The following is a 22,681-nucleotide window of genomic DNA, read 5'->3' as shown; positions in this document are numbered from 1 at the left end:
AGCCACACGCAGACATGAGGTGCTCCATGGATGAATCCGCAGTTGAAGTCGTGATCAAACCCCGTGTCCTGCTGGTCGACGATGAAGAGTCGATCCTCAACAGCCTGCGCCGTTTGCTGCGCAGCCAGGGTTATGAACTGTTCCTTGCCGACAGCGGCGCCCGTGCCTTGGAAATCATGGCCGAGCAGTCCATCGACCTGGTGATCAGCGATGCGCGCATGCCGAATATGGACGGTGCCACCCTGCTGGCGCGGATTCATGAGCTGTATCCGGCCTGCCTGCGGATCCTGCTGACCGGTTATGCCGACCTGGACATGATCGCCAAGGCGATCAACGAAGGGCGGATCTACCGTTACCTGAGTAAACCCTGGAACGATGAAGAGCTGTTGATGACCCTCACCCAGGGCCTGGCCTTCCAGCATTCGGAGCGTGAGCGCCAGCGCCTGCAGCTGTTGGTCCGCGAGCAGAACCGGCAGCTGCAGTCGCTCAATTCGACCCTGGAAAAGCGCGTGATCGCGCGCACCAGCGAAGTCCAGCAGACCGCCGACATGCTTGACCTGGCCTATGAAGAACTCAAGCGCAGCTACGCCGTCACGGCCGAGGTGTTCTCGCGGATGGTCGAGTGGCGCCTGCCCAAGGACAAGCAGACCAACCGGGCGATCATCGATCTGGTCAAGGTCTACTGCAAGGTCCATGTCATGAATGAGGCGACCAGCCGCGACCTGGCCATGGCCGCGGCCCTGCACAATATCGGCAAGATGAGTTGGACCGACAGCATGATGGGCGCGCCGGCCGACCTGTTGCACCACACTGATCGCGAGCGTTATCGCGGTTATCCGAAGCAGAGCGAGTCGCTGTTGATGACCCTGGAGCCGATGCAGGATGCGGCCCGGCTGATTCTGCATCATCAGGAGCGCTGGGACGGCACGGGGTTTCCCGACCACCTCAGGGGCGAGGCTATTCCCCTCGGGTCGCGGGTGTTGAAGTTGGCGGTGGACTTTATCGAGTTGCAGCGTGGCCTGATTCTCGAACGGCAGATGAACAGCGACGAGGCACTGCTCTTTATTCGTAAGTACGCCGGCAAACTCTACGACCCGGGCCTGGTCGAGGACTTCGTCAAGGTCTGTGCCGAGTACCTGAACGATGTGACCCTGGGCGACCCGTCGGTCAAGGTCCTGAGCACCCGCGAACTGGTGGCCGGGATGATCCTGGCGCGCAACCTCAATGCCGACAACGGCATGCTGCTGCTCAACGCCGGCAAGCTCCTCAGCGCGGCGCTGGTGGAGAAGCTGATTGCCTTCGAATCCATGGAGGGCGCCAAGTACAGTGTGTTCGTCAAGATTCCGGAAGAAATCCAGGCGCTGCTGGAACAGGCTGAATGACCTGCAAGACTATCCGCATTGCCGCCGCCCTGTTGATCGGTCCCGATGGCCGTACCCTGTTGGTGCGCAAACGCGGTACCCAGGCCTTCATGCAGCCGGGTGGCAAGATCGAAGCCCACGAGCAACCGGTCAATGCCCTGGCCCGTGAACTGGAAGAAGAGTTGGGGTTGGTCATCGACACGGCTGCCGCCACCTACCTCGGCCGGTTCGCAGCTCAGGCGGCCAATGAGCCGGGTCACGAGGTGGTTGCCGAGTTGTTCCGGGTGGATACCGGCATGGCGCCGGAGCCCGCCGCCGAGATCGAAGAAGTGGTCTGGATCGACCCCGCTGGCGATGGCGGCTTGTTTCTCGCGCCGTTGACACGGGATCTGATCCTGCCGTTTTATCGTGCTTCGCGGGTGCCCGGCGCCTGATGTTTCATGGCGCCGCGGTGGCTGCTGGAACCGCGCCGCGGCGGGTGACGCGCGAGCGCCGATGACGCTGCGGGGCTTCAGCGTACCGCGCTGACCCCATCGAGGGTCGAGAACGAAGTGTCCTTGGCCGTCAGCAGGAAGTCGCGCATGTAGGGCGCATCGAGCATGTCGGTGCGGACCGCCGCATACAGCGTGGCAAACAGGCCTTTCTCGCCCAGCCGCTTGGCCTTGACGTAGCCCCGCGAGCTGTATTCGTGCAGCGCCCAGTGCGGCATGCCGCAGACACCACGGCCGCTGGCCACCAATTGCATCATCATCACCGTCAGCTCGGAGGTGCGCACCTGCGCCGGCTCGACGTCGGCCGGTTCCAGGAAGCGGGTGAAGATATCCAGCCGATCGCGTTCCACCGGGTAGGTGATCAGGGTTTCCTTGAGCAGGTCCTCGGGCACGATATAGGGTTTGTTGGCCAGGGCATGCTGGTTGGCCACCGCCAGCATGGCTTCGTAGGTGAACAGTGGCACGTAGGTGATGCCCGCCAGTTCCAGCGGATCGGAGGTCACCACCAGGTCCAGGTCGCCACGGGCCAGGGCCGGCAACGGGGCGAAGGAAAATCCCGAGGCCAGGTCCAGTTCCACTTCCGGCCAGGCATCGCGGAACTGGTCGATGGTCGGCATCAGCCACTGGAAACAACTGTGGCATTCGATCGCCATGTGCAGGCGGCCGGCGGTGCCGCCGGCCAGGCGCGCGATATCCCGCTCCGCCCCGCGCAGCAGCGGCAGGGTGGCATCGGCCAGTTGCAGCAGGCGCAGTCCGGCGCTGGTGAAGCGCACCGGTTTGGTCTTGCGCACGAACAACGGCATGCCCAGGCGCTCTTCCAGTTCCTTGAACTGGTGGGACAGGGCCGACTGGGTCAGGTGCAGGCGTTCGGCGGCCTCTACCAGGCTGTCGGCTTCGCGCAGCGCGTGAAGGGTTTTCAAGTGACGGATTTCCAGCACCTGGGGCTCCATGAGTAGATTTTGTGAGTGGCGGGCAGGGTATGAGTTTGTCTCATGTTGCCCTGGCTGTCGACAGGAGCGCTGTCGCCGGTAAGCCTACCTTCGGGTGTCACTCGGCAATCTTCATCAAACTGTCACTGAACTGTGGCAGCGCCGTTGAACAAATAACATCAAACTCGCGCCTCAATGGGGTTCTGCGTTTCGGTGTTTTCATGCGTGTAGTAATTTTCCTGGCCGCACTACTGTTCGGCCTGCCGTCTTTTGCGGCTTCAAGATGTGATGTCAATGTTCCGACCCAACAGGTCGAACTGGAAAAGGTCAGCCTGGCCTACCAGAGTATCGGGCGTGCCTCGGATCCCGCCTTGCTGCTGGTGATGGGGCTGGGCGGGCAACTGATCCACTGGCCGGACGAGGTGGTGGTCGCGCTCTGTCAACAAGGGTTCCGGGTGATTCGCTATGACAATCGCGATGTCGGCCTGTCCACCTGGCGCCAGGCGCCGGCCAGCGCCAACCTGACCTTCGAGGTGTTGCGCTACAAGCTCGGCTTGCCGGTGGCGGCGCCTTATACCCTGACCGACATGGCCGGCGATGCCCTGGGCCTGATGGATGCGTTGCAGATCCAGCAGTTCCATGTGCTGGGTGCGAGCATGGGCGGGATGATCGCCCAGCACGTGGCAGCGATGGCGCCGGAGCGGGTCGAGAGCCTGACCCTGGTGATGAGCAGTTCCGGTGCCGAGGGCTTGCCGGCGCCCAGTGCGGCACTGGTGCAGTTGCTCTCGCGGCGCAGCGCGCCGAACCGTGAAGTGGCGATCGAGCAGCAGGCTGATCTGCTGGCGGCCCTGGGCAGCCCGGAGGTGCGCGACGACCGCAACAAGCTGTTGCAGCAGGCGGCGGCCTCCTATGACCGTGCCTTCAATCCGGAAGGGGTGAAGCGCCAGATCATGGCGATTCTCGCCGAGCCGAGCCGGGTGCCGTTGCTCAATCAACTGCGGGTGCCGACCCTGGTGGTCCATGGCACGGCCGATCCGTTGCTGCCGGTGATGCACGGCGTGCACCTGGCGGCGCATATCCAGGGCAGTCGACTGGTGTTGGTGCCGGGGATGGCCCATCGTTTCCAGGAGGCGTTCAAGGCGCCGTTGCTGGCGGCGGTGCTGCCGTACCTGCGTCTGCATCAGGCGGATGTCAGTCGCTGGGCGCAGCTCTGAGGGAACTCATCGTTATCGCGGCCAACCCCGTCCTGTAGGAGCGTGGCTTGCCCGCGAAGAGGCCCTTGAGACCGCTAAAAGCTTCGCGGGCAAGCCACGCTCCTACAGGTTATGCGGGGTTTTCCGAACCCGCTTCAGCGGATGATCTTGTCGACGTGGATCGCCAGCTTCTTCAGGCGATACCAGAAGCTGCGTTCGGAAATCCCGATCAACTGCGCCGCGGCCGCCTGCACGCCATTGCTTTCCTGCAGGGCCGCGAGGATATAAGCCTTCTCCACGTCCGCCAGGGCCGCGTCGAGGTCTTTCGGCAGGCCGGGGGCAACGCCGGGTAGCGGGCTGGCGCTGCTCTGGGGCGGCGTCGACTCGAACAGGTAAGCCGGCAGGTCACTCTCTTCGATCACGTGCCCGGCCGCGACGATGGTCGCTCGCTCCACACAGTTCTGCAGTTCGCGGATATTCCCTGGCCAGGGGTAGTTGAGCATCGCCTGCAAGGCTTGCGCGCTGAAACCGTCGATGCGCTTGCCGGCCGTGGCGCCCAGGGTATGGGCGAAATGCCGGGCCAGCGGGGCGATGTCCTCGACCCGGTCACGCAGGGCGGGCAGGGGAATCGGGAAGACGTTCAGGCGGTAATACAGGTCTTCGCGAAACTCCTTGTCGGCCACCGCTTGCAGCAGGTTCTTGTTGGTTGCGGCAATCACCCGCACGTCGACCTTGCGCTCGCGCGGATCACCCACCGGCTCGATGATCCGCTCTTGCAGCGCACGGAGGATCTTGGCTTGCAACGCCAGCGGCATATCGCCGATCTCATCGAGAAACAGCGTGCCCTTGTCGGCCTGCATAAAACGTCCGACACGGTCCGCGACGGCCCCGGTAAAGGCGCCCTTGCGATGGCCGAACATCTCGCTTTCCAGCAAGCCTTCGGGAATCGCCGCGCAGTTGACCGCGACAAACGGCATATCGGCGCGGTTGCCATGCTTGTGGATGGCCCGGGCGACCATTTCCTTGCCGGTGCCGCTCTCGCCGGTCAGCAGGATCGTGGCGTTGCTTTCGCGCACCGAGTCCACGGCTTGCAGGACCCGGCGGAAGGTCGGGCTGTCGCCCACCAGGCTGTCGATCTGCTGGTGTTCGTCGAGCTCGGCGCGCAGGCGCGCATTGTCCCGCAGGATGTCGCGAAATTGCAGGGCCTTGTTGACGGTGATGTCCAGCTCGTCGATGTCGAACGGCTTGGCGATATAGTCGAAGGCGCCGTTGCGCATCGATTGCACGGCATTCTTCACGGTGCTGTAGGCGGTCATCACGATGACCGGCAACTGCGGGTAGCGCAGCTTGACCTCCGAGAGCAATTGCGGCCCGTCCATGCCGGGCATGCGCCAGTCGCTGATGACCAGGTCGATTTCTTCCTGTTCCAGCACTACCAGGGCTTCCAGGCCGTTGCCGGCGGTGAAGACCCGGATATCGTTCTGGCTCAGTGCCGAGCTCAGCAGGTCGCAGAGTTTGGGCTCGTCATCGACCACCAGAACGTTATGCGTCATCGTCTTCTTCCTCATCCTCGTGGTCCAGGTCGCCGCCATGGGCCGGAATGTACAGGTTGAAGGTCGCGCCGGCATCTTTTTCGCTGATGCACTCGATGCGCCCGTCATGGTTCTCCATGATCGAATAGACCTTCGCCAGGCCCAGGCCGGTGCCCGAGGCCTTGGTGGTGACGAATGGCGTGAAAATGCGCTCGATCATGTCCGGCTCGATGCCCTGGCCGGTGTCGGTGACACTGATGATGGTGTAGCGCGGGTCCTTGGCAATGCCAATGGTCAGGCGCCCGCCCTTGGGCATGGCGTCGATGGCATTGAGGATCAGGTTCAGGCAGGCCTGTTTCAACTGCCGGGAGTCGGCATACAGGGTGGCGCCGGGCGCCTGGTCGTCGATCTGCGCGTCGATATTGTGGATCGCCAGTTCCGGAGCGCAGAAACCGAGGATTTCCTCGGCCAGCTCGCGGGCCGGGTAGAGCGCGCGAATCGGTGCGCTGGGCTTGGCGAAATCGAGGAATTCGGTGATCAGGTCGTTGATCCGCGAGACCTCGCTGATCACGTATTCCAGGTGCCGCTTGTCGGTGTCCGGCAGGTTGGCGCGGCGGTGCAGCAACTGCGTGGCGGTCTTGATGATGCCCAGCGGGTTGCGGATTTCGTGGGCCAGGCCCATGGCGACTTCGCCCAGGGCGTGCAAGCGGTCGCGGCGGCGCAGCTGGGCTTCGAGGTGATGCAGCTCGCCCAGGCGTTCGGTCATGTGGTTGAAGGTGTTGCTCAGTTCCGACAGCTCGTCGCTGCCGGTCACCGGGATACGCTTGCTGTAGTCGCCGGAAATCACCGCGCTGACGCCTTCGGCCAGGCCGCGCAAGGGCAGGGTCAGGCGCCGCGAGACCAGCCAGCCGACACTCAGCGACAGCACTGAACCGAGCATGAAGATCAGGATGAACAGGTTGCTCTGGTTGACCAGGCCCACCAGGCTGGTATGGCGCAGCAGACCGCTGAAAATCACCCCCTGCAGGTCGCCGGTGTCGTTGAAGATCGGCCAGTACAGGCCACTGTAGCGGTTGGTGAAGACTTCACTGGGCTGGCGGGTGTCGCGCAGAACGTCGGTGATGCTGTCAGGCACGTTGCTGGGGTGATCTTCGAAGCGCTGGGTGGAGAATATCTCGGAAAAACCCTGGGGGTTGGCCAGGTACAGGCGCAGATCCAGGGAGTGCACATCGGCGACGCTGTTGAGGAAACTGCTGTCCAGGTAGGTGGCGATGACCATCTGGTAGTCGACGCCGTCCTGGGTGGTGTCGAAGGTCGAGACCACCACGCCGGTGGTCACGCCAGCGATCTGAATGGTCTGCAACACCGCGTTGGGCGCGGTACTGATCTGCGAGACGATATCATCCGGCTGGGTGGTGAAGACCACCTTGTGGTCCTGGTTGCGCACCAGCGCCACCAGGTCGATGCCCATGGCGTCGGCGATGTCGGCGGTCAGCTTGTCATGCTTGGCGGCGCGGTGCGAGCTGGGCGGCCGGGTGTAGAGCAGGAACAACTGCGCGACGCGGGCGTTGGAACGCTTGATCTCGCTGATCTCGTCCTTGACCACTTTGGTCGACTCTTGCAGCCAGATGCGCACGTTGCTGTCGAAAATCTGCGACAGGGTGGTGGCCGCCAGTTCCGCGGCAATCATGGTCGGTATCACGCTGACCAGCCAGAACGCCAGCAACAACTTGCGTTGCACGCTCCAGCGCGAGATCGAGAGGGGGCGTCGTTTTCGGCGGCGTTCTGGCGTGTTGGTCATCAGGTTTCGCTTATCGCAGCAGACATGGCAGGGTCGAATCGATCCGGGCGAACCAACAGTTTGACCCCTCTGAGGACATTGTTGACCAGCCAGTTGCGATGGTGGAAAAACATATTATTGCCCTGGAAGCTGCAGCCCAGGCGAATCTTGCTGGCATAACCGGCTTGCCCGGACTCGTAGACCGGGATCTGGTGGCGAATGCAGTAATCGACATTGGCCAGCCAATTGCGGAAATAGAGATTGGGTTCGCGGCTTTGGTTCACCTCATGACCGAAAAACTTGTCGATCAGGCGGTCGCCGTCGAACAGCACCAGGTTGAACGCCACGAGGCGCTCGCCGGCCCAGTACAGGACACAGGCCGCGCGTTCGTCCATGTGTTCGAGTACATGGGTGAAGTAACCCGCCGGCAGCCGCTCGAATTGCAACTCGCTGCGCGCCAACGTGGCCTGGTACAGCTCCATGATCCGTGGCAGCACATCGTCGATATTGTGTCGCCATTCGATTCGCGGTCCGGGCGCTCGCAGTTTGCGCCGCAGGTCCTTGCGGGTTGCCTTGTCCAGGGTCCCCAGGTAGGCGTCGATGGAGCCGAACGGGATCGGCAGCAGCGCGTTGGGCAGGCTGGGCATGGCCTGGTAGCCGGCGGCCTTGCAGCTGCGGCGCCAGTCGTTGTCGTCGCTGGGGGCGTCCTTGACGGCGATCAGGCGGATACCCAATTGCCGGGCGTCAGCGTGGGCCAGGGCGAGCAGCTGTTCGAGCAGGGCCTGGCGCCGTGCCGGCGGTACATGGCTGGCCGTTCCGGCCGTGCAGCGCTCCGCCACCGGCGAGCCGATGGCGTAGAGCGGAAATTTCAGCAATCCCGGCAGGAATCGATTGATCCAGCCGGTGATGCGTTTAACCAAACCCTGCACCGTGGTGTCGAGTTTGTAGGAAGTCAGGAAGGCGGGGGCGACGGCCAGCAAACGGTCGTCTTCGAACAGCGCCAGGTAGCGCCATTCAAAGTCTTCGATGCCGGCTTTCTCCACCGCCAGGTAATACTCCCAATTCTCCAGGACGCCGACAAAGCAATCGTTCCAGGCGTTACGGTCGATAGCCTCGATGGTCGAGAAGGCTTGGGCGCTGATCACGGGTCTTTCCTTAGGCCTGTTGCCGCTGTGCTTCAGGCTCGCTCGAGATGCCGCTCAAACGCTCGACGTAGTCGGCGCTCAGCTCGATCACTTCCTTGTATTGCAGATCGACGGTGATCATGTGATAGCAGTTGTCGAGCATGACCTTGGTCACCGGACCGCCCAGGTGACGCTCGACGTAGTCGGCGTTCCATGGGCTGGTGATGTCGTCCTCGACGGAGTGGATCACCAGGGCCGGGGTCTTGATCGACGGCATGCGGCGCATGACCACGGCGTTCATCCGGTGCAGTTCGCGCACGGTGATGCCTTCCATGGTCAACAGCCCGGCATCGCTGCTCTGGCCGGCTTTCATCTGGCGCTCGACGATGGCCCGCAGGCGTTCGTTCTTGATGCCATAGGGCGGCTTTTCCTCGAAACGGCAGATGTGCACGCCGAACGGAATCTTCATCAGCAATGGCGTCAGGAATGCCAGCTTGTGAATGCTCCAGCCGTCGTAGCGCAGGGTCGTCGAGTACATCAGCAGCCCGGCGATCTGGCCCGGGTGTTCGGAGGCCATGTACATGGACATCACCGCGCCCATGGACAGACCGCCGACGAAAACCTGTTCGTGGCGCTCTTTCACCGCCACGAATGTCTTGCGTACGCCTTCATACCAGTCCAGCCAGCCGGTGGCCTGCAGGTCTTCGTTACCGCCGCAGTGCCCGGCCAGGGTCGGCACGTAAACCGTGCAGTTGCCCTTCTTGGCCAGGCCCTGGGCCACCCGACGGAGTTCCGTCGGGGTGCCGGTCAGGCCGTGGATCAACAAGATCCCGACCGGACCCGAGCCGAGTACGAAGCCAGCATCGCCTTCGCCCAGATCGATAGGTGTCATGTTCACCGCTTCATGGCTCGGTTCAGCAGTTGTTCGAGCAGTTTCAGACCCAGGTCGATTTCCGGGTAGCTGATTTCCAGCGACGGTGCCAGGGTGATCACGTTCTTGTAGTAGCCGCCGACGTCGAGGATCAGGCCGAGTTTCTGACCGTCAACCACCATGTCGCCCTTCATGCCTTCCTCGACCATGTAGTCCAGGGTGGCCTTGTCCGGGGTGAAGCCGTCGGTGGTGCAGATTTCGCAGCGCAGGGCCAGGCCCAGGCCATCGACGTCGCCGATGATCGGGAAGCGTTTCTGCAGCTCTTGCAGGCCTTCGAGGAAGTACTTGCCCTTGGCCATGACCATCGCGCCGTAGTCGACTTCGCTGGTCATTTTGAACATTTCCAGGCCAACGGCCGTACCCAGTGGGTTCGAGGCGAAGGTGGAGTGGGTGGAGCCTGGTGGGAAGATCTTCGGGTTGATCAGCTCTTCACGGGCCCAGATGCCGCCCAGCGGGTTCAGGCCGTTGGTCAGCGCCTTGCCGAAGACGATCACGTCCGGCTTGACGTCGAAGTGTTCAATCGACCACAGCTTGCCGGTACGCCAGAAGCCCATCTGGATTTCGTCGACGACCATCAGGATGCCGTGCTGGTCGAGGACCTGCTTCAGCTCGCTGTAGAAGTTCATCGGCGGGATCACGTAGCCGCCGGTGCCCTGGATCGGCTCGACGTAGAATGCGGCGTATTCGCTGGTACCGACTTTAGGGTCCCAGACACCGTTGTATTCGGTTTCGAACAGGCGGGCGAACTGCTGCACGCAGTGGCTGCCGTATTCTTCCTTGGTCATGCCTTTCGGGCCGCGGAAGTGGTACGGGAACGGGATAAACTGTGCGCGCTCGCCGAAGTGGCCGTAGCGGCGACGGTAGCGGTAGCTCGAAGTGATCGAGGACGCGCCCAGGGTCCGGCCGTGGTAGCCGCCTTCGAAGGCGAACATCAGGCTCTTGCCGTTGGTGGCGTTACGCACGACTTTCAGCGAGTCTTCGATGGACTGCGAACCACCTACGTTGAAGTGCACGCGACCGTCGAGGCCGAACTTGTTCTTGGCGTCGACCGCGATCATTTCCGACAGTTCGATCTTGCCTTTGTGCAAGTACTGGCTGGCGATCTGCGGCAGGGTGTCGATCTGCTTTTTCAGGGCGTTGTTCAGACGTGGGTTGGCGTAGCCGAAGTTGACCGCCGAGTACCACATTTGCAGGTCGAGGTAAGCTTGGTCTTCGGTGTCCCAGACGTAGGAACCTTCGCAGCGGCTGAAAATGCGCGGTGGTTCGATGTAGTGAACTGTATCGCCGTAGGAGCAATATTTGGCTTCTTTTTCCAGAAGCACCTGGTCTTCGGCTGTAGCGATACGAATATCAGACATGGTGGAAGAGTTCCTGTTGTTCAAGATCGATAGAGTAGTTGCCGGCGTTCGCCGCGATGTCGTTCGGCAGCAGGGCCAGCATGGCCGGCAGCTCGGCGAAGGAGTCGAAGCGCGCGTAAGGAATGTTGTTGCGTTCGCAATGCTCGGCCAGGCGGCCCTTGGCGAAAACGAAGTCGGCGGTGCCGGCCACGCACATGTCCGATTGACCGTCACCGATCACCAGGATGCGTTTGCCCTTGGGCGCGGACTTGCATTTGCAGTTGCCGGAGGCGGCGCGGCAGGCGTCGCTGGAATAGGGGAAATCGATGCGCCAGCTATTGTGGTCGACCTGGCGCAGGCGGTTGGCGAGGATCGGCAGCAAGGTCACGTAGTTGCGCGAGAGGATCCGCGCGATGCCTTGTTCGATACCGTCGCTGACCACTTCGATGGAAGCGCCCAGGCCCATGACATGATCGACGAAGTCCGGGAAGTCCGGGTCGATATCGATGGTGTCGAAGTACGCCAGCAAGTCAGCCGGCGAAGCCTTGACCAGCGCCAGTTGGCGGCTGAGGCATTCACGCGAACCGATATGACCGTCCAGCCACTCTTGCTCGATGCTTTCCCAGCTCGGGTCGGCGAAACGCTCAAGGATGTTGTCGATCGCGTCGGTGCGGGAGATGGTCCCATCGAAATCACACACGATATGCCAGTGCATCATCTGCTTGTACCTGTTGAATAAGAGCGCACACTGCGCATGCCCTACGCAGAGCACGGAGTGTGCCAAGTGCTCAAATCCGGTATTCTCGTGGAATATATCCGTTATATGTATCGGGTTTCGTACATGGAGCTACAAAAATTGTAGCTTCCTACAAACAACATCAGTGCTCGCCTACAAAAAGTCGTGTTTGTGAACGCGAAGGCATGTATCTACAAGGACACTTTCATGATTCGTCTCTCCTCCTCATTGCTGCTGGCCGGCCTTTTTTCCCTGGCTGGCTGGAGCCACGTGGCCCTGGCTGATGAAGGTCCGACCGGGCAAGTGGGGGTTGGGGTGGGCTATCAGCCCTATGATCCGTCGGGCAGCCGTTATGAAGTGACGCCACTGCCTTATGTGGACCTGGACTGGGGCAATGTCAGCCTCAGTGGTGATGACGGCCTGACCTGGGACGCGTTCAAGGCCAACGGTTTCAGCATCGGGCCTTTCGCCAATTACGTGCCCGGGCGCAACTCCAACGGCTCGTTGCGCGGTTTGCGCGATGTGCCGGACATGGGCGTGGTGGGTGGTTTCGTGGAATACGCACCGGCCGACTTCTGGCGGTTGTTCGCCGAGCTGGGCAGTGCCGTCGGCGGCGGTAGCGGGCAGGGCGGCGTGCTCGGGCGTTTGGGTGGAGAGCTGGGCTATCCGTTGGGCATGGGGATTATCGGCCGGAGCAATTTCACCGCGCACTATGCCGATGAGCGCCAGGCACAGACGTTCTTCGGTGTGAGTGCCCAGGAGGCGCAGGACTCGGGGATCCGCCAGTATCACGCCGGCGGTGGTTTCCAGAACCTGACCCTGACCCAGAGCTTTGCCATCCCCCTGGGCGGTAACTGGTCGCTGATGACCAGTGCCAGCTGGATTCACCTGGTGGGCTCGGCGGCCGACAGCAGCATCGTCAAACAGAAGGGCGACAGCGACCAGGGTCAGATCCAGACGGCGATCAGCTACAAGTTCTGAGGCCTGACCTTCTTTTGTAGGCGCTGGCGCCGGGATGGCGATGTCATATTCAATGACGCCATCGCCAGCAAGCTGGCTCCTACAGGGTTTTGGGCGCGACGATAATATGCGGCGTGACTCGGATCTGTAGGAGCCGGCTTGCTGGCGATAGCGCTGCGACATTCACCACCATCGCCGGCTAGTTTTTCTCACCTTCTGCCAGCAACGCAATCCCGCCGATAATCACCGCCACACCGATCCAGTGCAGCAGGCTGATCTGCTCGTTCAGCCCCAGCCAGGACGCCAGCAGCACCGCGACAAACACCAGCGAACTCAGCGGAAACGCCAACGACAGCGTGCTGCGTCGCAGAATCAGCATCCAGACGAAAAACGCCCCGATATAACAGGCTACCGCCACCCAGACACCCGGGTTGAGCAGTACCGCGTGCAGCCATTGCAAACTGAAATCGGTCTGCCCGAGTTGATCGCCGCCGACTTTGGTGGCGATCTGTCCGCCGCTTTCGCAAGCGATCAGCAAGGCCCAGAGCACGATGGTGCCGAAGCGCCCGTGCAGCCAATCAATGTGTTTTGAACCGCTCATCAACAATTTCCTTCGAACATGAATGGAGCCCTCAAGCGCCGGAAATGGCCACCAGCATCACGCCGGCGGTGATCACCAGCGTGCCGAGCCAGCGGCGGCGGCTGACGGTCTCGCCCAGCACCATCTTGCCGGCCAGCACCACGCCGCAATAGGCCAGGGCCCCGATGGGAAACACCAGGCTCAAGGGTGCCCGGGACAGGGCTTCGATCCAGACAAAAAACTCGATGACATAAGAGCCGATCCCGCACCACAGCAGGGGGGCGTTGAACACCTGGCCCCAGAAGGCTTTCAGCCTGAAGCCACCCTCCAGCTCCGGCAGACGGTCCAGGCCCATCTTGAAACAGAGCTGGCCGATCACGTCCAGGACAACGGAAAAAAGTACCAGCAAAAAAACGCCAAGGGTCACGGAAACAGCTCCTAGAACAGCAGGGTCAACGCTTTATGGCGCGCCGGATTGCACAGTCGCTCGGCTTCGCTGCAGCGTCCATGAAGGCGCACAGCGTAAGGGCTTTGCCGGCAAATGCAAAGGACAGGCCAGCACAAAGCGGATGGGGCGCCGGGCGAGGGCGGCGGATCAGCCGTGAAAACGCAGCCAGAGGCTGACCAGCACACTGGCCGCCAGCAACCAGGCGAGTACCGCCAGGGCCAGCGATGTCTCCAGGCGCAGCCGGTCCACCAGCACATACAGGGTCGCCAGGTAGATGAAGTAGGGAATGATCGACCACATGCCGAACAGGATGGTGGTTTTCAGATCATCGATCGAACGACCCTTGCCGACGATGTAGTGCGCGATCAGGGCAAAGGTCGGGAACAACGGCACCAGCCCGGCAATGTAGTAATTGCGGGTTTTCGACAGGGCGGCGAGCAGTACCACGACCAGGGCGCCGAGGGCGGCTTTCAACAGTAAATCCATCTTGCTTGCTCGCCGTCAGTGACTCAAACCGTACTTCTTGACCTTGTCGAACAAGGTGGTCTTGGCCATGCCCAGTTCGTGGCTGGCCTGGCTCAGGTTGCCGCCGCTGCGCTGCAGGGCCTCGTTGAGCAGGTTACGCTCGAAGGCTTCCACCGCTTCGGCAAAGCCCAGCCCGCCGCCGCTTTGCGCGCCGGCTTTCTTGAAGGGCGGCAGGCCGAGGGCGAAGCGCTCGGCGACGTTGCGCAGTTCGCGCACATTGCCCGGCCAGTCGTGGCTCATGAGGCTGGACAAGGTCTGGTTGTCCAGCTCCGGCGCGATACGGTCGAAACGCAGGGAGGACTGCTGCAGGAAGTGTTCGAACAATTGCAGGATGTCTTCGCGCCGCTCGCGCAGGGGCGGTAGCTCCAGGGTCACCACGTTCAGCCGGTAATACAGGTCGCTGCGAAACTCGCCGGCGCGGCCCCTTTCGTCGAGGTCGAACTTGGTGGCGGCGATCACCCGGCAATCGACGGCCACGCTCTGGTTCGAGCCCAGGCGTTCCAGGGTGCGCTCCTGCAAGACCCGCAGCAGTTTGATCTGCATGGGGATCGGCATGCTTTCCACTTCGTCGAGGAACAGCGTACCGCCATGGGCGTGCTCGATTTTGCCGATGCGGCGTTTGCCGGCACCGGTGAAGGCATTGGCCTCGTGGCCGAAGATTTCACTTTCGAACAGGTTCTCCGGCAGCCCGCCGCAGTTGAGCGCGACGAACTGTTGCGACTTGCGCCGGCTGAAGTCATGCAGGCAGCGGGCAACCAGTTCCTTGCCGGTGCCGGTCTCGCCTTCGATCAGCACATTGGCCGAGGTATCGGCGACATTGGCGATCAGTTCCCGCAGGTTCTGCATGGCCGGCGAGCGGCCGATGATCCGGCCCTCCAGCGAGTCGCGCTCGGCCAGTTGCCGGCGCAACGACCAGACTTCCCGGGCCAGGCCGCGTTGCTCCAGGGCACGGCGGGCGACGTCCACCAGGCGCTCCGGGGAAAAGGGCTTTTCCATGAAGTCATAGGCGCCGTTGCGCATGGCGCCGACAGCCATGGAAATATCGCCGTGGCCGGTAATCAGCACCACCGGCAGGCTGCTGTCGCGAGCCTTGAGCCGGGTCAACAGCTCCAGGCCGTCGATGCCCGGCAGGCGGATGTCGCTGATGACGATTCCGGGGAAGTTGTCGCCGATCCGTGCCAGGGCTTCCTCGGCACTGCCGACGCCTTCGCTGGGGATATCTTCCAGGGACAGTGCCTGCTGGCAGCCGAGCAGGACATGGGGGTCGTCCTCGACAATCAGGACAGTGAGGTCGTTGTTCATATCGGCTCGGCCTTGGCAGGGGTGACCCGCGGTAAAGTGAGGGCGAAGGCGGTACCGCCCGTGAGGGGGTGTTCGACCCCGAGGTGGCCGCCGGCCGCCGCCGCGAGGCTGGCGGAGAGGGTCAGGCCGAGGCCGAGGCCCTGTTCTCCCGGCTTGGTGGTGAAGAAGGGTTCGAACAGGTGCTTGCGCGCCTCAGGCTCGATGCCGTGGCCGTTGTCGCGTACCAGCAGGCGGTATTTGCCTTCGACGAAGTCGCCTTCCAGCCACAGTTCCGGCAGCGGTTGGGCCTGCATGGCGTCGAGGGCGTTGCCGATCAGGTTGACCAGGATCTGCTCCAGGCGGGTCTGGTCGATGGCCAGTTGCACGTCGTCGAAGTCGCGATGGACTTCCAGGTGCAGGGTTTCGACCCGGCTGCCGAGGACCTGCAGGGCGGCGTCGATGGCCTTGGCCAGGCTCGACTCGCCCTTGTCGTCGCCGCGCCGGGCAAAGGCGCGCAGGCTGGCGGTGATCCGGCCCATGCGGTCGATCAGGTCGTTGATGGTGCGCAGGTTGGTGCTGGCGGTGTCCAGTTCGCCGCGTTCGAGGAAACGCACGGTATTGCCGGACAGGGTGCGCAACGCGGCCAACGGCTGGTTGAGTTCATGGGCGATGCTGGTGGACATCTGGCCGATGGCGGCCAGCTTGCCGGCCTGGACCAGTTCGTCCTGGGCGCGGCGCAGGGTTTCCTCGGCCTGGCGCCGTTCGCGGATCTGGTCCTTGAGCCGATCATTGCTGGCGCGCAGGTCGACCGTGCGCTCGGCGATCCGTCGTTCCAGCTGGCTGTTGGCTTCCTGCAGGGCTTCGCGGGCGGCCAGGCGGGTGGCGATGACCTTGCGCCGTTCGTTCCAGGCGATCAGCAGGAAGGCCACCAGGGCAAAGGCCACGGCCACCAGCATGCCCTGGTTGGCGGCTTCGCGGCGCAGGTCCTGCAAGGGGGTGAGCAGGGTGAGATGCCAGGGCGTGTCGCTCAGGCGCCGGGTCTGGGCCAGGTAGCTGACGCTGTCGCCGTCTTTGGCCAGCTCGGTGTTGGCCGGGAAGGTCAGGGTTTCGACGCCCTCGGCCAGGCGTTCGCGGGCCAGGGGTTGCAGCTCGTTCAGCGGCCACCAGTAATATTGCAGGCTGCGGGCCAGGCGTTCCTTGATCTCCGGGGTCAGCGGGCGCACGGACTTGAGGCGTCGGGCCGGGTCGCTGGAGAGGATGATGATGCCGTTCTCGTCCGTGACAAAAGCCTCCAGGCGGGCCCGTTGCCAGCGCTCTTCAAGGGCTTCGAGACGGACCTTGATCACGGCTACGCCGATGATCTTGCCTTGTTCTTCCAGGCCGTGGGCCAGGTAATAGCCGGGTTCGCCGCTGGTGCTGCCGATCCCGTAGAAACGCCCCGGCAGACCGCGCACGGCGTCCTGGAAATAGGCGCGAAAGGACAGGTCTTCACCGAGGTAACTGTCGGCATCGCGCCAGTTGCTGGTGGCCAATACCCGACCGCTGGTGTCCATGACATAGATGGCCCGACTGCGGCTGCGCCGGTTCAGGCCTTCGAGGTAGGCGTTGACCGCCTGGCGGTGTTCGGCGTCGGGCTCCTTGAGCAGGGCCGAGACGCTGGATTCAAGCTCCAGCAGGCTGGGCAGGTAGGTGTACTTGCTGATCTCGCTTTCGACGGTGCGGGCGTGCAGCTCCAGCTGGCGTTCGCCGTTTTCGCTGAGGGTGCGGATGCCATAGTGTTCGCTGATGCGATAGCCGGCGTAGCCCAGGCCGATCATCAGCAGGATGATCAGGGGCGGTAGGAACAGTTGGCGGATCAGGCGGGGTTTCACGGCGAATGAGGGCGGCGTCGCGCGATAGAGGTTGGGGTCGCATTTCATCACGTTTGCCTTGGGTCAACCAGACCGCGTGTCTGCACGGCCATCACCTGAACCCTGTAGGAGGGAGCTTGCTCGCGATGGTGGAGCAGGCGCCATGGGGCATCAGGTACCCCGTGTTATCGTTGACGTCCATCGCGAGCAAGCTCGACTCCTACAGGGGGGCCTGGGGTTTTAGTGCTGCAGGATCTTCTCGAGGAAATGCTGCGCACGTTCCGAACGGGCACTGATGTCGCCGAAGAACTCGTCCTTGTTGCAGTCCTCGATGATCTTGCCCTGGTCCATGAAGATCACACGGCTGGCGACCTTGCGGGCAAAGCCCATTTCGTGGGTCACGCACATCATGGTCATGCCTTCCTGGGCGAGCTGCACCATCACGTCGAGCACTTCGTTGACCATTTCCGGGTCGAGGGCCGAGGTCGGTTCGTCGAACAGCATCACCACCGGGTCCATCGCCAGGGCACGGGCAATCGCCACACGCTGTTGCTGGCCGCCGGAGAGTTGCCCCGGGTGCTTGTGGGCATGGGCCGACAGACCGACGCGATCCAGCAGTTGCAGGCCTTTGCTGGTCGCTTCTTCCTTGCTGCGGCCGAGGACCTTGATCTGCGCGATGGTCAGGTTTTCGGTGATGGTCAGGTGCGGGAACAGCTCGAAATGCTGGAACACCATGCCGACCCGCGAACGCAGCTTCGGCAGGTTGGTCTTCGGGTCGGCGATGGAGGTGCCGTCGACCACGATGTCGCCTTTCTGGAAGGGTTCCAGGGCGTTCACGCATTTGATCAGGGTGGACTTGCCCGAGCCCGAAGGACCGCAGACCACCACCACTTCACCCTTGCTGACCTCGGTGCTGCAATCGGTCAGCACCTGGAAGTCGCCATACCACTTGTTGATGTTCTTGATAGAGATCATACGGCAAACCTTTTTTGCAGACGCTTGACCAGCAGCGAGGCGGCAAAGCTGATTGTGAAGTAGACCAGACCTGCGAAGATCAGGAATTCATTGGAACGGCCGATGATGTCGCCGCTCGAGCGCGAGGCGTTGAGGAAATCCACCAGGCCCACGGTGTAGACCAGCGACGTGTCCTGGAACAGGATGATGCTCTGCTGCAACAGCAGCGGGGTCATCTTGCGGAACGCCTGGGGCAGGATGATCAGGCGCATGGTCTGGCCATAGCTCATGCCCAGGGCCTGGGCGGCGCCCATCTGGCCCTTGGCGATCGACTGCACGCCGGCGCGGACGATTTCGCAGAAGTACGCCGCTTCGAACATCATGAAGGCCACGATGCAGGAGGCGAACGCGCCGATCGGCGTGTCTTCTCCGGTGATCCAGCGCAGGACGAAGGGTACCGCCAGGTAGAACCAGGTGATCACCAGCAGCAGCGGGATCGAGCGGAAGTAGTTGACGTAGGCACCGGCGACGTTGGCCAGCAGCTTGTTCGAAGACAAGCGCATCAAGGCCAGGAGCGTACCGATGACCAGGCCGCCGACAACACCCAGCACCATCAGCTGCAGGGTCATCAGCATGCCGTTCCAGAGACCGGGAATGGCCGGGACGATGCCACTGAAATCGAAGTCCATTATTTACCCCCCACGGAGATCAGGCCGGGCACCGCGACTTTCTTCTCGACCAGGCGCATCAGCAACATCAGGCTCATGTTCAGGGTGAAGTAGATCAGCGTCGCCAGGGTGAAGGCTTCGAACAGGTTGGCGGAGAACTCGGCGGTCTGCTTGGTCTGCGCGAGCAGTTCCATCAAGCCGATCAGCGAGGCCACGGAGGAGTTCTTGAAGACGTTGAGGAATTCCGAGGTCAGCGGCGGAATGATGATCCGGTAGGCTTGCGGCAGCAGCACGTTCCAGTAGATCTGCGGCAGCTTGAAGCCCATGGCGCGGGCCGCCGATTCCTGGCCGCGAGGCAGCGCCTGGATGCCGGTGCGGACTTGTTCGCAGACCCGGGCGGCGGTGAACAGGCCCAGGCAGACGACGACGCTCAGGTAGGCCGAGGTGGTCGGATTGAGGTCCTGTTTGTACCAGTCCTGCAGGTTTTGCGGCAGCAGATCGGGTATCAGGAAGTACCAGATGAACAGTTGCACCAGCAGCGGCACGTTGCGGAAGATTTCCACGTAGATCGTGGCAATGCCCGATACCACGCGGTTCGGTACGGTACGCATCACGCCCAGCAGCGAGCCGAGGATCAGTGCAACGATCCAGGCCACCACGGCGATGGCGATGGTCCAGCCCAGTCCGGAGATGAACCAGTCGAGATAGGTCTCGCTGCCCACACCGGTGGACTTGAAGAACACGCCCCAGTCCCAGTTGTAATTCATTCGGGTCTCCCCTCGGATCAATCAGTGGTCACGCACGTGCTTCCCGGGACTCCGCCCCGCCTGACGTGCTTCGTCAGGCACACACGTTCCGCTCGCGGTCCGAGTGTCTTTCCCATCTCAATAGAAGAAGCCAGTACAGCAGATATCAACAAACTCCCGGATATGCGTTCGTGCCACCGGGAGTTCGCTCAGAGGTGCATCAGATCTTTTTGTCCGGTGCAGGCTTGTCGTTCGGATTGGCCAGCAGGGCCTTGAGCTCGTCGCTCATCGGGAAGTTCAGGTTCAGGCCTTTTGGTGGAATCGGCTGGGTGAACCACTTGGCGTAGATCTTGTTGATCTCGCCGGACTTGTAGGTTGCGACGATGGCGTCATCCACGGCTTTCTTGAAGGCCGGGTCGTCCTTGCGGACCATGCAGCCATAGATTTCGTAGGATTGCGGGGTGCCGGTCACGGCCCAGTCATCAGGCTTCTTGGCCTTGGCCATTTCCCCGGCGAGCAGGGCGTCGTCCATCATGAAGGCCACGGCGCGGCCGCTTTCGAGCATGTTGAAGGCTTCGCCATGGTCCTTGGCGGAGATGACGTTCATGCCCATCTGCTTGTCGGCGTTCATCGCCTTGATGATGCGCTCGGACGTGGTGCCGGCGGTGGTCACGACGTTCTTGCCCTTGAGGTCGGCGAAGTCCTTGTAGGTGGAGTCTTTCTTCGACAGCAGGCGGGTGCCGATTTCGAAGATGCCGACCGAGAAGTCCACTTGCTGGCCGCGTTCGGCGTTGTTGGTGGTGGAACCACACTCGACGTCGACGGTGCCGTTCTGCACCAGCGGGATACGGGTTTGGGAAGTGACCAGGTTGTACTTGACCTTGAGGTCTGGCATGTCGAGGTCTTTCTTGATGCCTTCGACGATGGCCAGCTGGATATCGTGGGAGTAGCCCACTGGCTTGCCGGACGCATCCGCGATGTAGGAGAACGGAATGGAGCTGTCGCGATGCCCGAGGGTGATGGTGCCGGACTCTTTGATCTTCTTCAGGGTGCCGGTCAGTTCAGCGGCGAAAACTGGAGTACTGATCAGAGCAACAGCGATAGCTGCGCCCAGAAGCTGGGGAACGATGCGCATCAGATGGTTTCCTCGAGATTGTTTTTCTTATGGAGTCGGTCAGCCGACTCTCGGGTACTTCGAAGCGCTCATCCGACCCCAAGGGCGGCCTGAGCATTCGGTATCGAGTGTAGAGCACGACTCATGCCAGGCTTGGGGGTGAGGTTTTAGTCATTGATTTTAAAGGGGAATCTGATTGTTTCGAGAGGTTTCGGAGCGTCTGGCGTCCGGTTTGCCGAATGGTTGGCGAAGGGCTGTTCGGAAAACCGAATGGGAAGGGGCTTGTTTTTGAGGGGGTTGGTGATCGCAAGGGCCTCTTCGCGGGCAAGCCCTGCTCCTACAATGTGGTGTCGTACACAAAATGGGTGAACGACGATGAACTGTAGGAGCAGGGCTTGGTCCGGGCGGCGTTCCGACGAAGCTCTTGGCGGCTTTGAGACGTGCCCGAAATCAGGCCGCTTCGATCTTGCCGCGGTGCTGCTCGACCTTGTCCAGATAGTGCTGCAACTGTTGCTGCTCGGCCGCCGTGGTGAACAGGCCCAGCTTGCTGCGCCGCCACAGGATATCCACGGCCGCGCAGGCCCACTCTTCGCTGCACAGGTAATCGACTTCGCGGGTATAGAGGCCGCCACCCAGGTGTTCGCCCAGGTCGCTCAGGTTCTGCACGCCCTCCAGCAGGCGCCAGGTGCGGCTGCCGTAGGTGCTCGCCCAACGCCGGGCGATCTCGGTTGGAATCCAGTCGAAGCGGGTACGGATCTCGTGGCTCAGGGCCTGGCGCGTGGTCATGTCTTCGCCGCCGGGCAAGGTCGAGGTGGCGGTCCAGCTCGGTTTCATGTTCTTGAAGAACGGTGCCAGCTGGGCCAGCGCCGATTCGGCGAGCTTGCGGTAGGTGGTCAGTTTGCCGCCGAACACCGACAGCAGCGGGGCTTCATCGTTGCCGCCGGAGAGCGCCAGGGTGTAATCGCGAGTCACCGCCGAAGGGTTGTCGGACTCGTCGTTGCACAGCGGCCGGACGCCGGAATAGCTGTGCAGGATATCGCCACGGGCCAGCTGCTTCTTGAAGTGTGCGTTGACCACCTTGAGCAGGTAGTCGGTTTCGGCTTCGGTGATACTGACCTTGGCCGGGTCGCCCTGGTATTCGCGGTCGGTGGTGCCGATCAGGGTGAAACGGTCCAGATACGGAATGGTGAAGACGATGCGCTGGTCCTCGTTCTGCAGGATGTGCGCGTGTTCGCCTTCGTACAACCGAGGCACGATCAGGTGGCTGCCCTGGATCAGGCGGATGCCGTAGGGCGATTCCAGCTTCAGGTCGTCCTTGATGAACTTGGCGACCCAGGGGCCGGCCGCGTTGACCAGGGCCTTGGCCTGGATCGAGAAACGCATGCCGTTGCCGTGTTCCATCTCCAGATGCCACAGGCCATTGCCGCGACGGGCGCTGACGCAGCGGGTGCGGGTGTGTACATGGGCGCCGTTCTCTCGCGCGGCCATGGCATTGAGCACCACCAGGCGCGCGTCGTCGACCCAGCAATCGGAGTATTCGAAACCTTTGGTGATTTCGGCCTTGAGCGCGCTGTCGGCGCCGAACTTCAGGCTTTTCGAACCGGCGAGTTTCTCGCGCTTGCCCAGATGGTCATACAGGAACAGGCCGGCACGAATCATCCAGGCCGGACGCAGGTGCGGACGATGGGGCAGGACGAAACGCATCGGCTTGACGATATGCGGGGCCTTGGCGAGCAGCACCTCACGTTCGGCCAGGGCTTCGCGCACCAGGCGGAATTCGTAGTGTTCCAGGTAGCGCAGGCCACCGTGGATCAGCTTGCTGCTGGCCGAGGAGGTATGGCTGGCCAGGTCGTCCTTTTCGCAAAGGAACACCGAGAGACCGCGACCGGCTGCGTCCGCGGCAATCCCGACACCATTGATACCACCGCCAATCACGGCGATGTCATAGAGCTCGGCAAGGGGTGGGGCAGGCAAGGTGCTGGGGTTCATCGGTGAGCCTCGCAGGGTCTTCTCTATATTTGAATTCGAACATTAATGTTCACTTTCGAAAATAGTAGCGGATAAACGTGCTCACGACCAGTCAACCCTGATTGAAAAAATCCATCAGGATAGGTGGAAAGGAAAATTATCGAACATTGTAG

The 22,681-nt window shown here is 62.1% G+C and carries 21 protein-coding genes; 4 read left to right on the top strand and 17 right to left on the bottom strand.

Annotation, left to right across the window (positions count from 1 at the left end; genetic code table 11):
• Window positions 1-26 precede the first annotated feature (26 nt).
• Entirely contained in the window at window positions 27-1,382 is a 1,356-nt protein-coding gene (locus M5C01_RS23875) for an HD domain-containing phosphohydrolase (RefSeq protein WP_152740920.1), read from the top strand.
• Window positions 1,379-1,795, top strand: a complete 417-nt coding sequence (locus M5C01_RS23870; RefSeq protein ID WP_152740919.1) for an NUDIX domain-containing protein — start codon at window positions 1,379-1,381, stop codon at window positions 1,793-1,795. Before M5C01_RS23875 ends, M5C01_RS23870 begins: the two co-directional genes overlap by 4 nt.
• Window positions 1,796-1,872: 77 nt before the next feature.
• Here M5C01_RS23870 and metR read toward each other — a convergent pair whose 3' ends face one another.
• Complete coding sequence (gene metR / locus M5C01_RS23865; protein ID WP_103499384.1) at window positions 1,873-2,790, bottom strand: transcriptional regulator MetR; 918 nt, start codon at window positions 2,788-2,790, stop codon at window positions 1,873-1,875.
• Between the two features lie 212 nt (window positions 2,791-3,002).
• Between metR and M5C01_RS23860 the strand changes: the two genes are divergently transcribed.
• A complete protein-coding gene (locus M5C01_RS23860) occupies window positions 3,003-3,995 on the top strand; it encodes an alpha/beta hydrolase (RefSeq protein ID WP_103499385.1) in 993 nt (330 codons plus the stop codon).
• A 134-nt stretch (window positions 3,996-4,129) separates the two neighbouring features.
• Here M5C01_RS23860 and M5C01_RS23855 read toward each other — a convergent pair whose 3' ends face one another.
• Genes M5C01_RS23855 through M5C01_RS23830 form a run of 6 tightly spaced genes read right to left on the bottom strand, consistent with a single transcriptional unit; the run spans window position 4,130 to window position 11,396 of the window.
• On the bottom strand, window positions 4,130-5,527 hold the full coding sequence (locus M5C01_RS23855; protein ID WP_152740917.1) for a sigma-54 dependent transcriptional regulator: 1,398 nt from the start codon (window positions 5,525-5,527) through the stop codon (window positions 4,130-4,132).
• On the bottom strand, window positions 5,517-7,307 hold the full coding sequence (locus M5C01_RS23850) for an ATP-binding protein (RefSeq protein WP_152740916.1): 1,791 nt from the start codon (window positions 7,305-7,307) through the stop codon (window positions 5,517-5,519). The genes M5C01_RS23855 and M5C01_RS23850 overlap by 11 nt, the downstream gene beginning before the upstream one ends.
• Window positions 7,307-8,431, bottom strand: coding sequence for a GNAT family N-acetyltransferase (locus tag M5C01_RS23845; protein ID WP_178129945.1), 1,125 nt, complete (start codon window positions 8,429-8,431; stop codon window positions 7,307-7,309). Before M5C01_RS23845 ends, M5C01_RS23850 begins: the two co-directional genes overlap by 1 nt.
• A 10-nt stretch (window positions 8,432-8,441) precedes the next feature.
• Window positions 8,442-9,308 (bottom strand): alpha/beta fold hydrolase, encoded by an 867-nt coding sequence (locus M5C01_RS23840; protein ID WP_178129944.1) that lies wholly within the window; start codon window positions 9,306-9,308, stop codon window positions 8,442-8,444.
• The gene (locus tag M5C01_RS23835; protein ID WP_152740913.1) at window positions 9,305-10,699 is read right to left on the bottom strand and encodes an aminotransferase class III-fold pyridoxal phosphate-dependent enzyme; all 1,395 of its coding nucleotides are present in this window, start codon (window positions 10,697-10,699) and stop codon (window positions 9,305-9,307) included. The genes M5C01_RS23840 and M5C01_RS23835 overlap by 4 nt, the downstream gene beginning before the upstream one ends.
• Complete coding sequence (locus M5C01_RS23830) at window positions 10,692-11,396, bottom strand: HAD-IB family phosphatase (protein ID WP_100944506.1); 705 nt, start codon at window positions 11,394-11,396, stop codon at window positions 10,692-10,694. Before M5C01_RS23830 ends, M5C01_RS23835 begins: the two co-directional genes overlap by 8 nt.
• A gap of 225 nt (window positions 11,397-11,621) precedes the next feature.
• On the opposite strand from M5C01_RS23830, the gene M5C01_RS23825 reads away from it, so the two are divergent.
• Complete coding sequence (locus tag M5C01_RS23825) at window positions 11,622-12,395, top strand: MipA/OmpV family protein (RefSeq protein WP_152740912.1); 774 nt, start codon at window positions 11,622-11,624, stop codon at window positions 12,393-12,395.
• A 178-nt stretch (window positions 12,396-12,573) separates the two neighbouring features.
• Here the strand turns inward: M5C01_RS23825 and M5C01_RS23820 are convergent, their stop codons facing one another.
• From M5C01_RS23820 to glpD, 10 genes are all read right to left on the bottom strand, one after another.
• Window positions 12,574-12,975, bottom strand: a complete 402-nt coding sequence (locus M5C01_RS23820) for an EamA family transporter (protein WP_103494186.1) — start codon at window positions 12,973-12,975, stop codon at window positions 12,574-12,576.
• Window positions 12,976-13,006: 31 nt separating this feature from the next.
• Window positions 13,007-13,381 carry an EamA family transporter gene (locus M5C01_RS23815; RefSeq protein WP_103494185.1) on the bottom strand — a complete coding sequence of 125 codons (375 nt, stop codon included), beginning with the start codon at window positions 13,379-13,381 and terminating at the stop codon, window positions 13,007-13,009.
• A gap of 168 nt (window positions 13,382-13,549) precedes the next feature.
• Window positions 13,550-13,879: a GlpM family protein gene (locus M5C01_RS23810; protein ID WP_177102831.1), complete on the bottom strand. Its 330-nt coding sequence runs from the start codon at window positions 13,877-13,879 to the stop codon at window positions 13,550-13,552.
• Window positions 13,880-13,903: 24 nt separating this feature from the next.
• Window positions 13,904-15,229 carry a sigma-54 dependent transcriptional regulator gene (locus M5C01_RS23805; RefSeq protein ID WP_152740910.1) on the bottom strand — a complete coding sequence of 442 codons (1,326 nt, stop codon included), beginning with the start codon at window positions 15,227-15,229 and terminating at the stop codon, window positions 13,904-13,906.
• A complete protein-coding gene (locus M5C01_RS23800; RefSeq protein ID WP_152740909.1) occupies window positions 15,226-17,127 on the bottom strand; it encodes a cache domain-containing protein in 1,902 nt (633 codons plus the stop codon). The genes M5C01_RS23805 and M5C01_RS23800 overlap by 4 nt, the downstream gene beginning before the upstream one ends.
• Window positions 17,128-17,298: 171 nt before the next feature.
• Window positions 17,299-18,033: an amino acid ABC transporter ATP-binding protein gene (locus M5C01_RS23795; RefSeq protein ID WP_103494181.1), complete on the bottom strand. Its 735-nt coding sequence runs from the start codon at window positions 18,031-18,033 to the stop codon at window positions 17,299-17,301.
• Window positions 18,030-18,701 carry an ABC transporter permease subunit gene (locus M5C01_RS23790; RefSeq protein WP_103494180.1) on the bottom strand — a complete coding sequence of 224 codons (672 nt, stop codon included), beginning with the start codon at window positions 18,699-18,701 and terminating at the stop codon, window positions 18,030-18,032. The genes M5C01_RS23795 and M5C01_RS23790 overlap by 4 nt, the downstream gene beginning before the upstream one ends.
• Entirely contained in the window at window positions 18,701-19,447 is a 747-nt protein-coding gene (locus M5C01_RS23785) for an amino acid ABC transporter permease (protein WP_103494179.1), read from the bottom strand. The genes M5C01_RS23790 and M5C01_RS23785 overlap by 1 nt, the downstream gene beginning before the upstream one ends.
• Before the next feature lie 199 nt (window positions 19,448-19,646).
• On the bottom strand, window positions 19,647-20,561 hold the full coding sequence (locus M5C01_RS23780) for a glutamate/aspartate ABC transporter substrate-binding protein (RefSeq protein WP_103494178.1): 915 nt from the start codon (window positions 20,559-20,561) through the stop codon (window positions 19,647-19,649).
• 429 nt (window positions 20,562-20,990) lie between these two features.
• Entirely contained in the window at window positions 20,991-22,529 is a 1,539-nt protein-coding gene (glpD, locus tag M5C01_RS23775; protein WP_152740908.1) for a glycerol-3-phosphate dehydrogenase, read from the bottom strand.
• Window positions 22,530-22,681 lie beyond the last annotated feature (152 nt).

The organism is Pseudomonas sp. MWU12-2319 (genome assembly GCF_023242525.1).
GTDB lineage: Bacteria > Pseudomonadota > Gammaproteobacteria > Pseudomonadales > Pseudomonadaceae > Aquipseudomonas > Aquipseudomonas gingeri_D.
This window is presented reverse-complemented; position numbering and strand designations above follow the sequence as displayed.

Excerpts from the sequence above, each read along its gene's own strand:
- M5C01_RS23875 (WP_152740920.1), top strand. The coding sequence starts at position 27 with ATGGATGAATCCGCAGTTGAAGTCGTGATCAAACCCCGTGTCCTGCTG.
- M5C01_RS23870 (WP_152740919.1), top strand. The coding sequence starts at position 1,379 with ATGACCTGCAAGACTATCCGCATTGCCGCCGCCCTGTTGATCGGTCCC.
- M5C01_RS23860 (WP_103499385.1), top strand. The coding sequence starts at position 3,003 with ATGCGTGTAGTAATTTTCCTGGCCGCACTACTGTTCGGCCTGCCGTCT.
- M5C01_RS23855 (WP_152740917.1), bottom strand. The coding sequence starts at position 5,527 with ATGACGCATAACGTTCTGGTGGTCGATGACGAGCCCAAACTCTGCGAC.
- M5C01_RS23850 (WP_152740916.1), bottom strand. The coding sequence starts at position 7,307 with ATGACCAACACGCCAGAACGCCGCCGAAAACGACGCCCCCTCTCGATC.
- M5C01_RS23835 (WP_152740913.1), bottom strand. The coding sequence starts at position 10,699 with ATGTCTGATATTCGTATCGCTACAGCCGAAGACCAGGTGCTTCTGGAA.
- M5C01_RS23830 (WP_100944506.1), bottom strand. The coding sequence starts at position 11,396 with ATGATGCACTGGCATATCGTGTGTGATTTCGATGGGACCATCTCCCGC.
- M5C01_RS23825 (WP_152740912.1), top strand. The coding sequence starts at position 11,622 with ATGATTCGTCTCTCCTCCTCATTGCTGCTGGCCGGCCTTTTTTCCCTG.
- M5C01_RS23820 (WP_103494186.1), bottom strand. The coding sequence starts at position 12,975 with ATGAGCGGTTCAAAACACATTGATTGGCTGCACGGGCGCTTCGGCACC.
- M5C01_RS23805 (WP_152740910.1), bottom strand. The coding sequence starts at position 15,229 with ATGAACAACGACCTCACTGTCCTGATTGTCGAGGACGACCCCCATGTC.
- M5C01_RS23800 (WP_152740909.1), bottom strand. The coding sequence starts at position 17,127 with ATGAAATGCGACCCCAACCTCTATCGCGCGACGCCGCCCTCATTCGCC.
- M5C01_RS23795 (WP_103494181.1), bottom strand. The coding sequence starts at position 18,033 with ATGATCTCTATCAAGAACATCAACAAGTGGTATGGCGACTTCCAGGTG.
- M5C01_RS23790 (WP_103494180.1), bottom strand. The coding sequence starts at position 18,701 with ATGGACTTCGATTTCAGTGGCATCGTCCCGGCCATTCCCGGTCTCTGG.
- M5C01_RS23785 (WP_103494179.1), bottom strand. The coding sequence starts at position 19,447 with ATGAATTACAACTGGGACTGGGGCGTGTTCTTCAAGTCCACCGGTGTG.
- M5C01_RS23780 (WP_103494178.1), bottom strand. The coding sequence starts at position 20,561 with ATGCGCATCGTTCCCCAGCTTCTGGGCGCAGCTATCGCTGTTGCTCTG.
- glpD (WP_152740908.1), bottom strand. The coding sequence starts at position 22,529 with ATGAACCCCAGCACCTTGCCTGCCCCACCCCTTGCCGAGCTCTATGAC.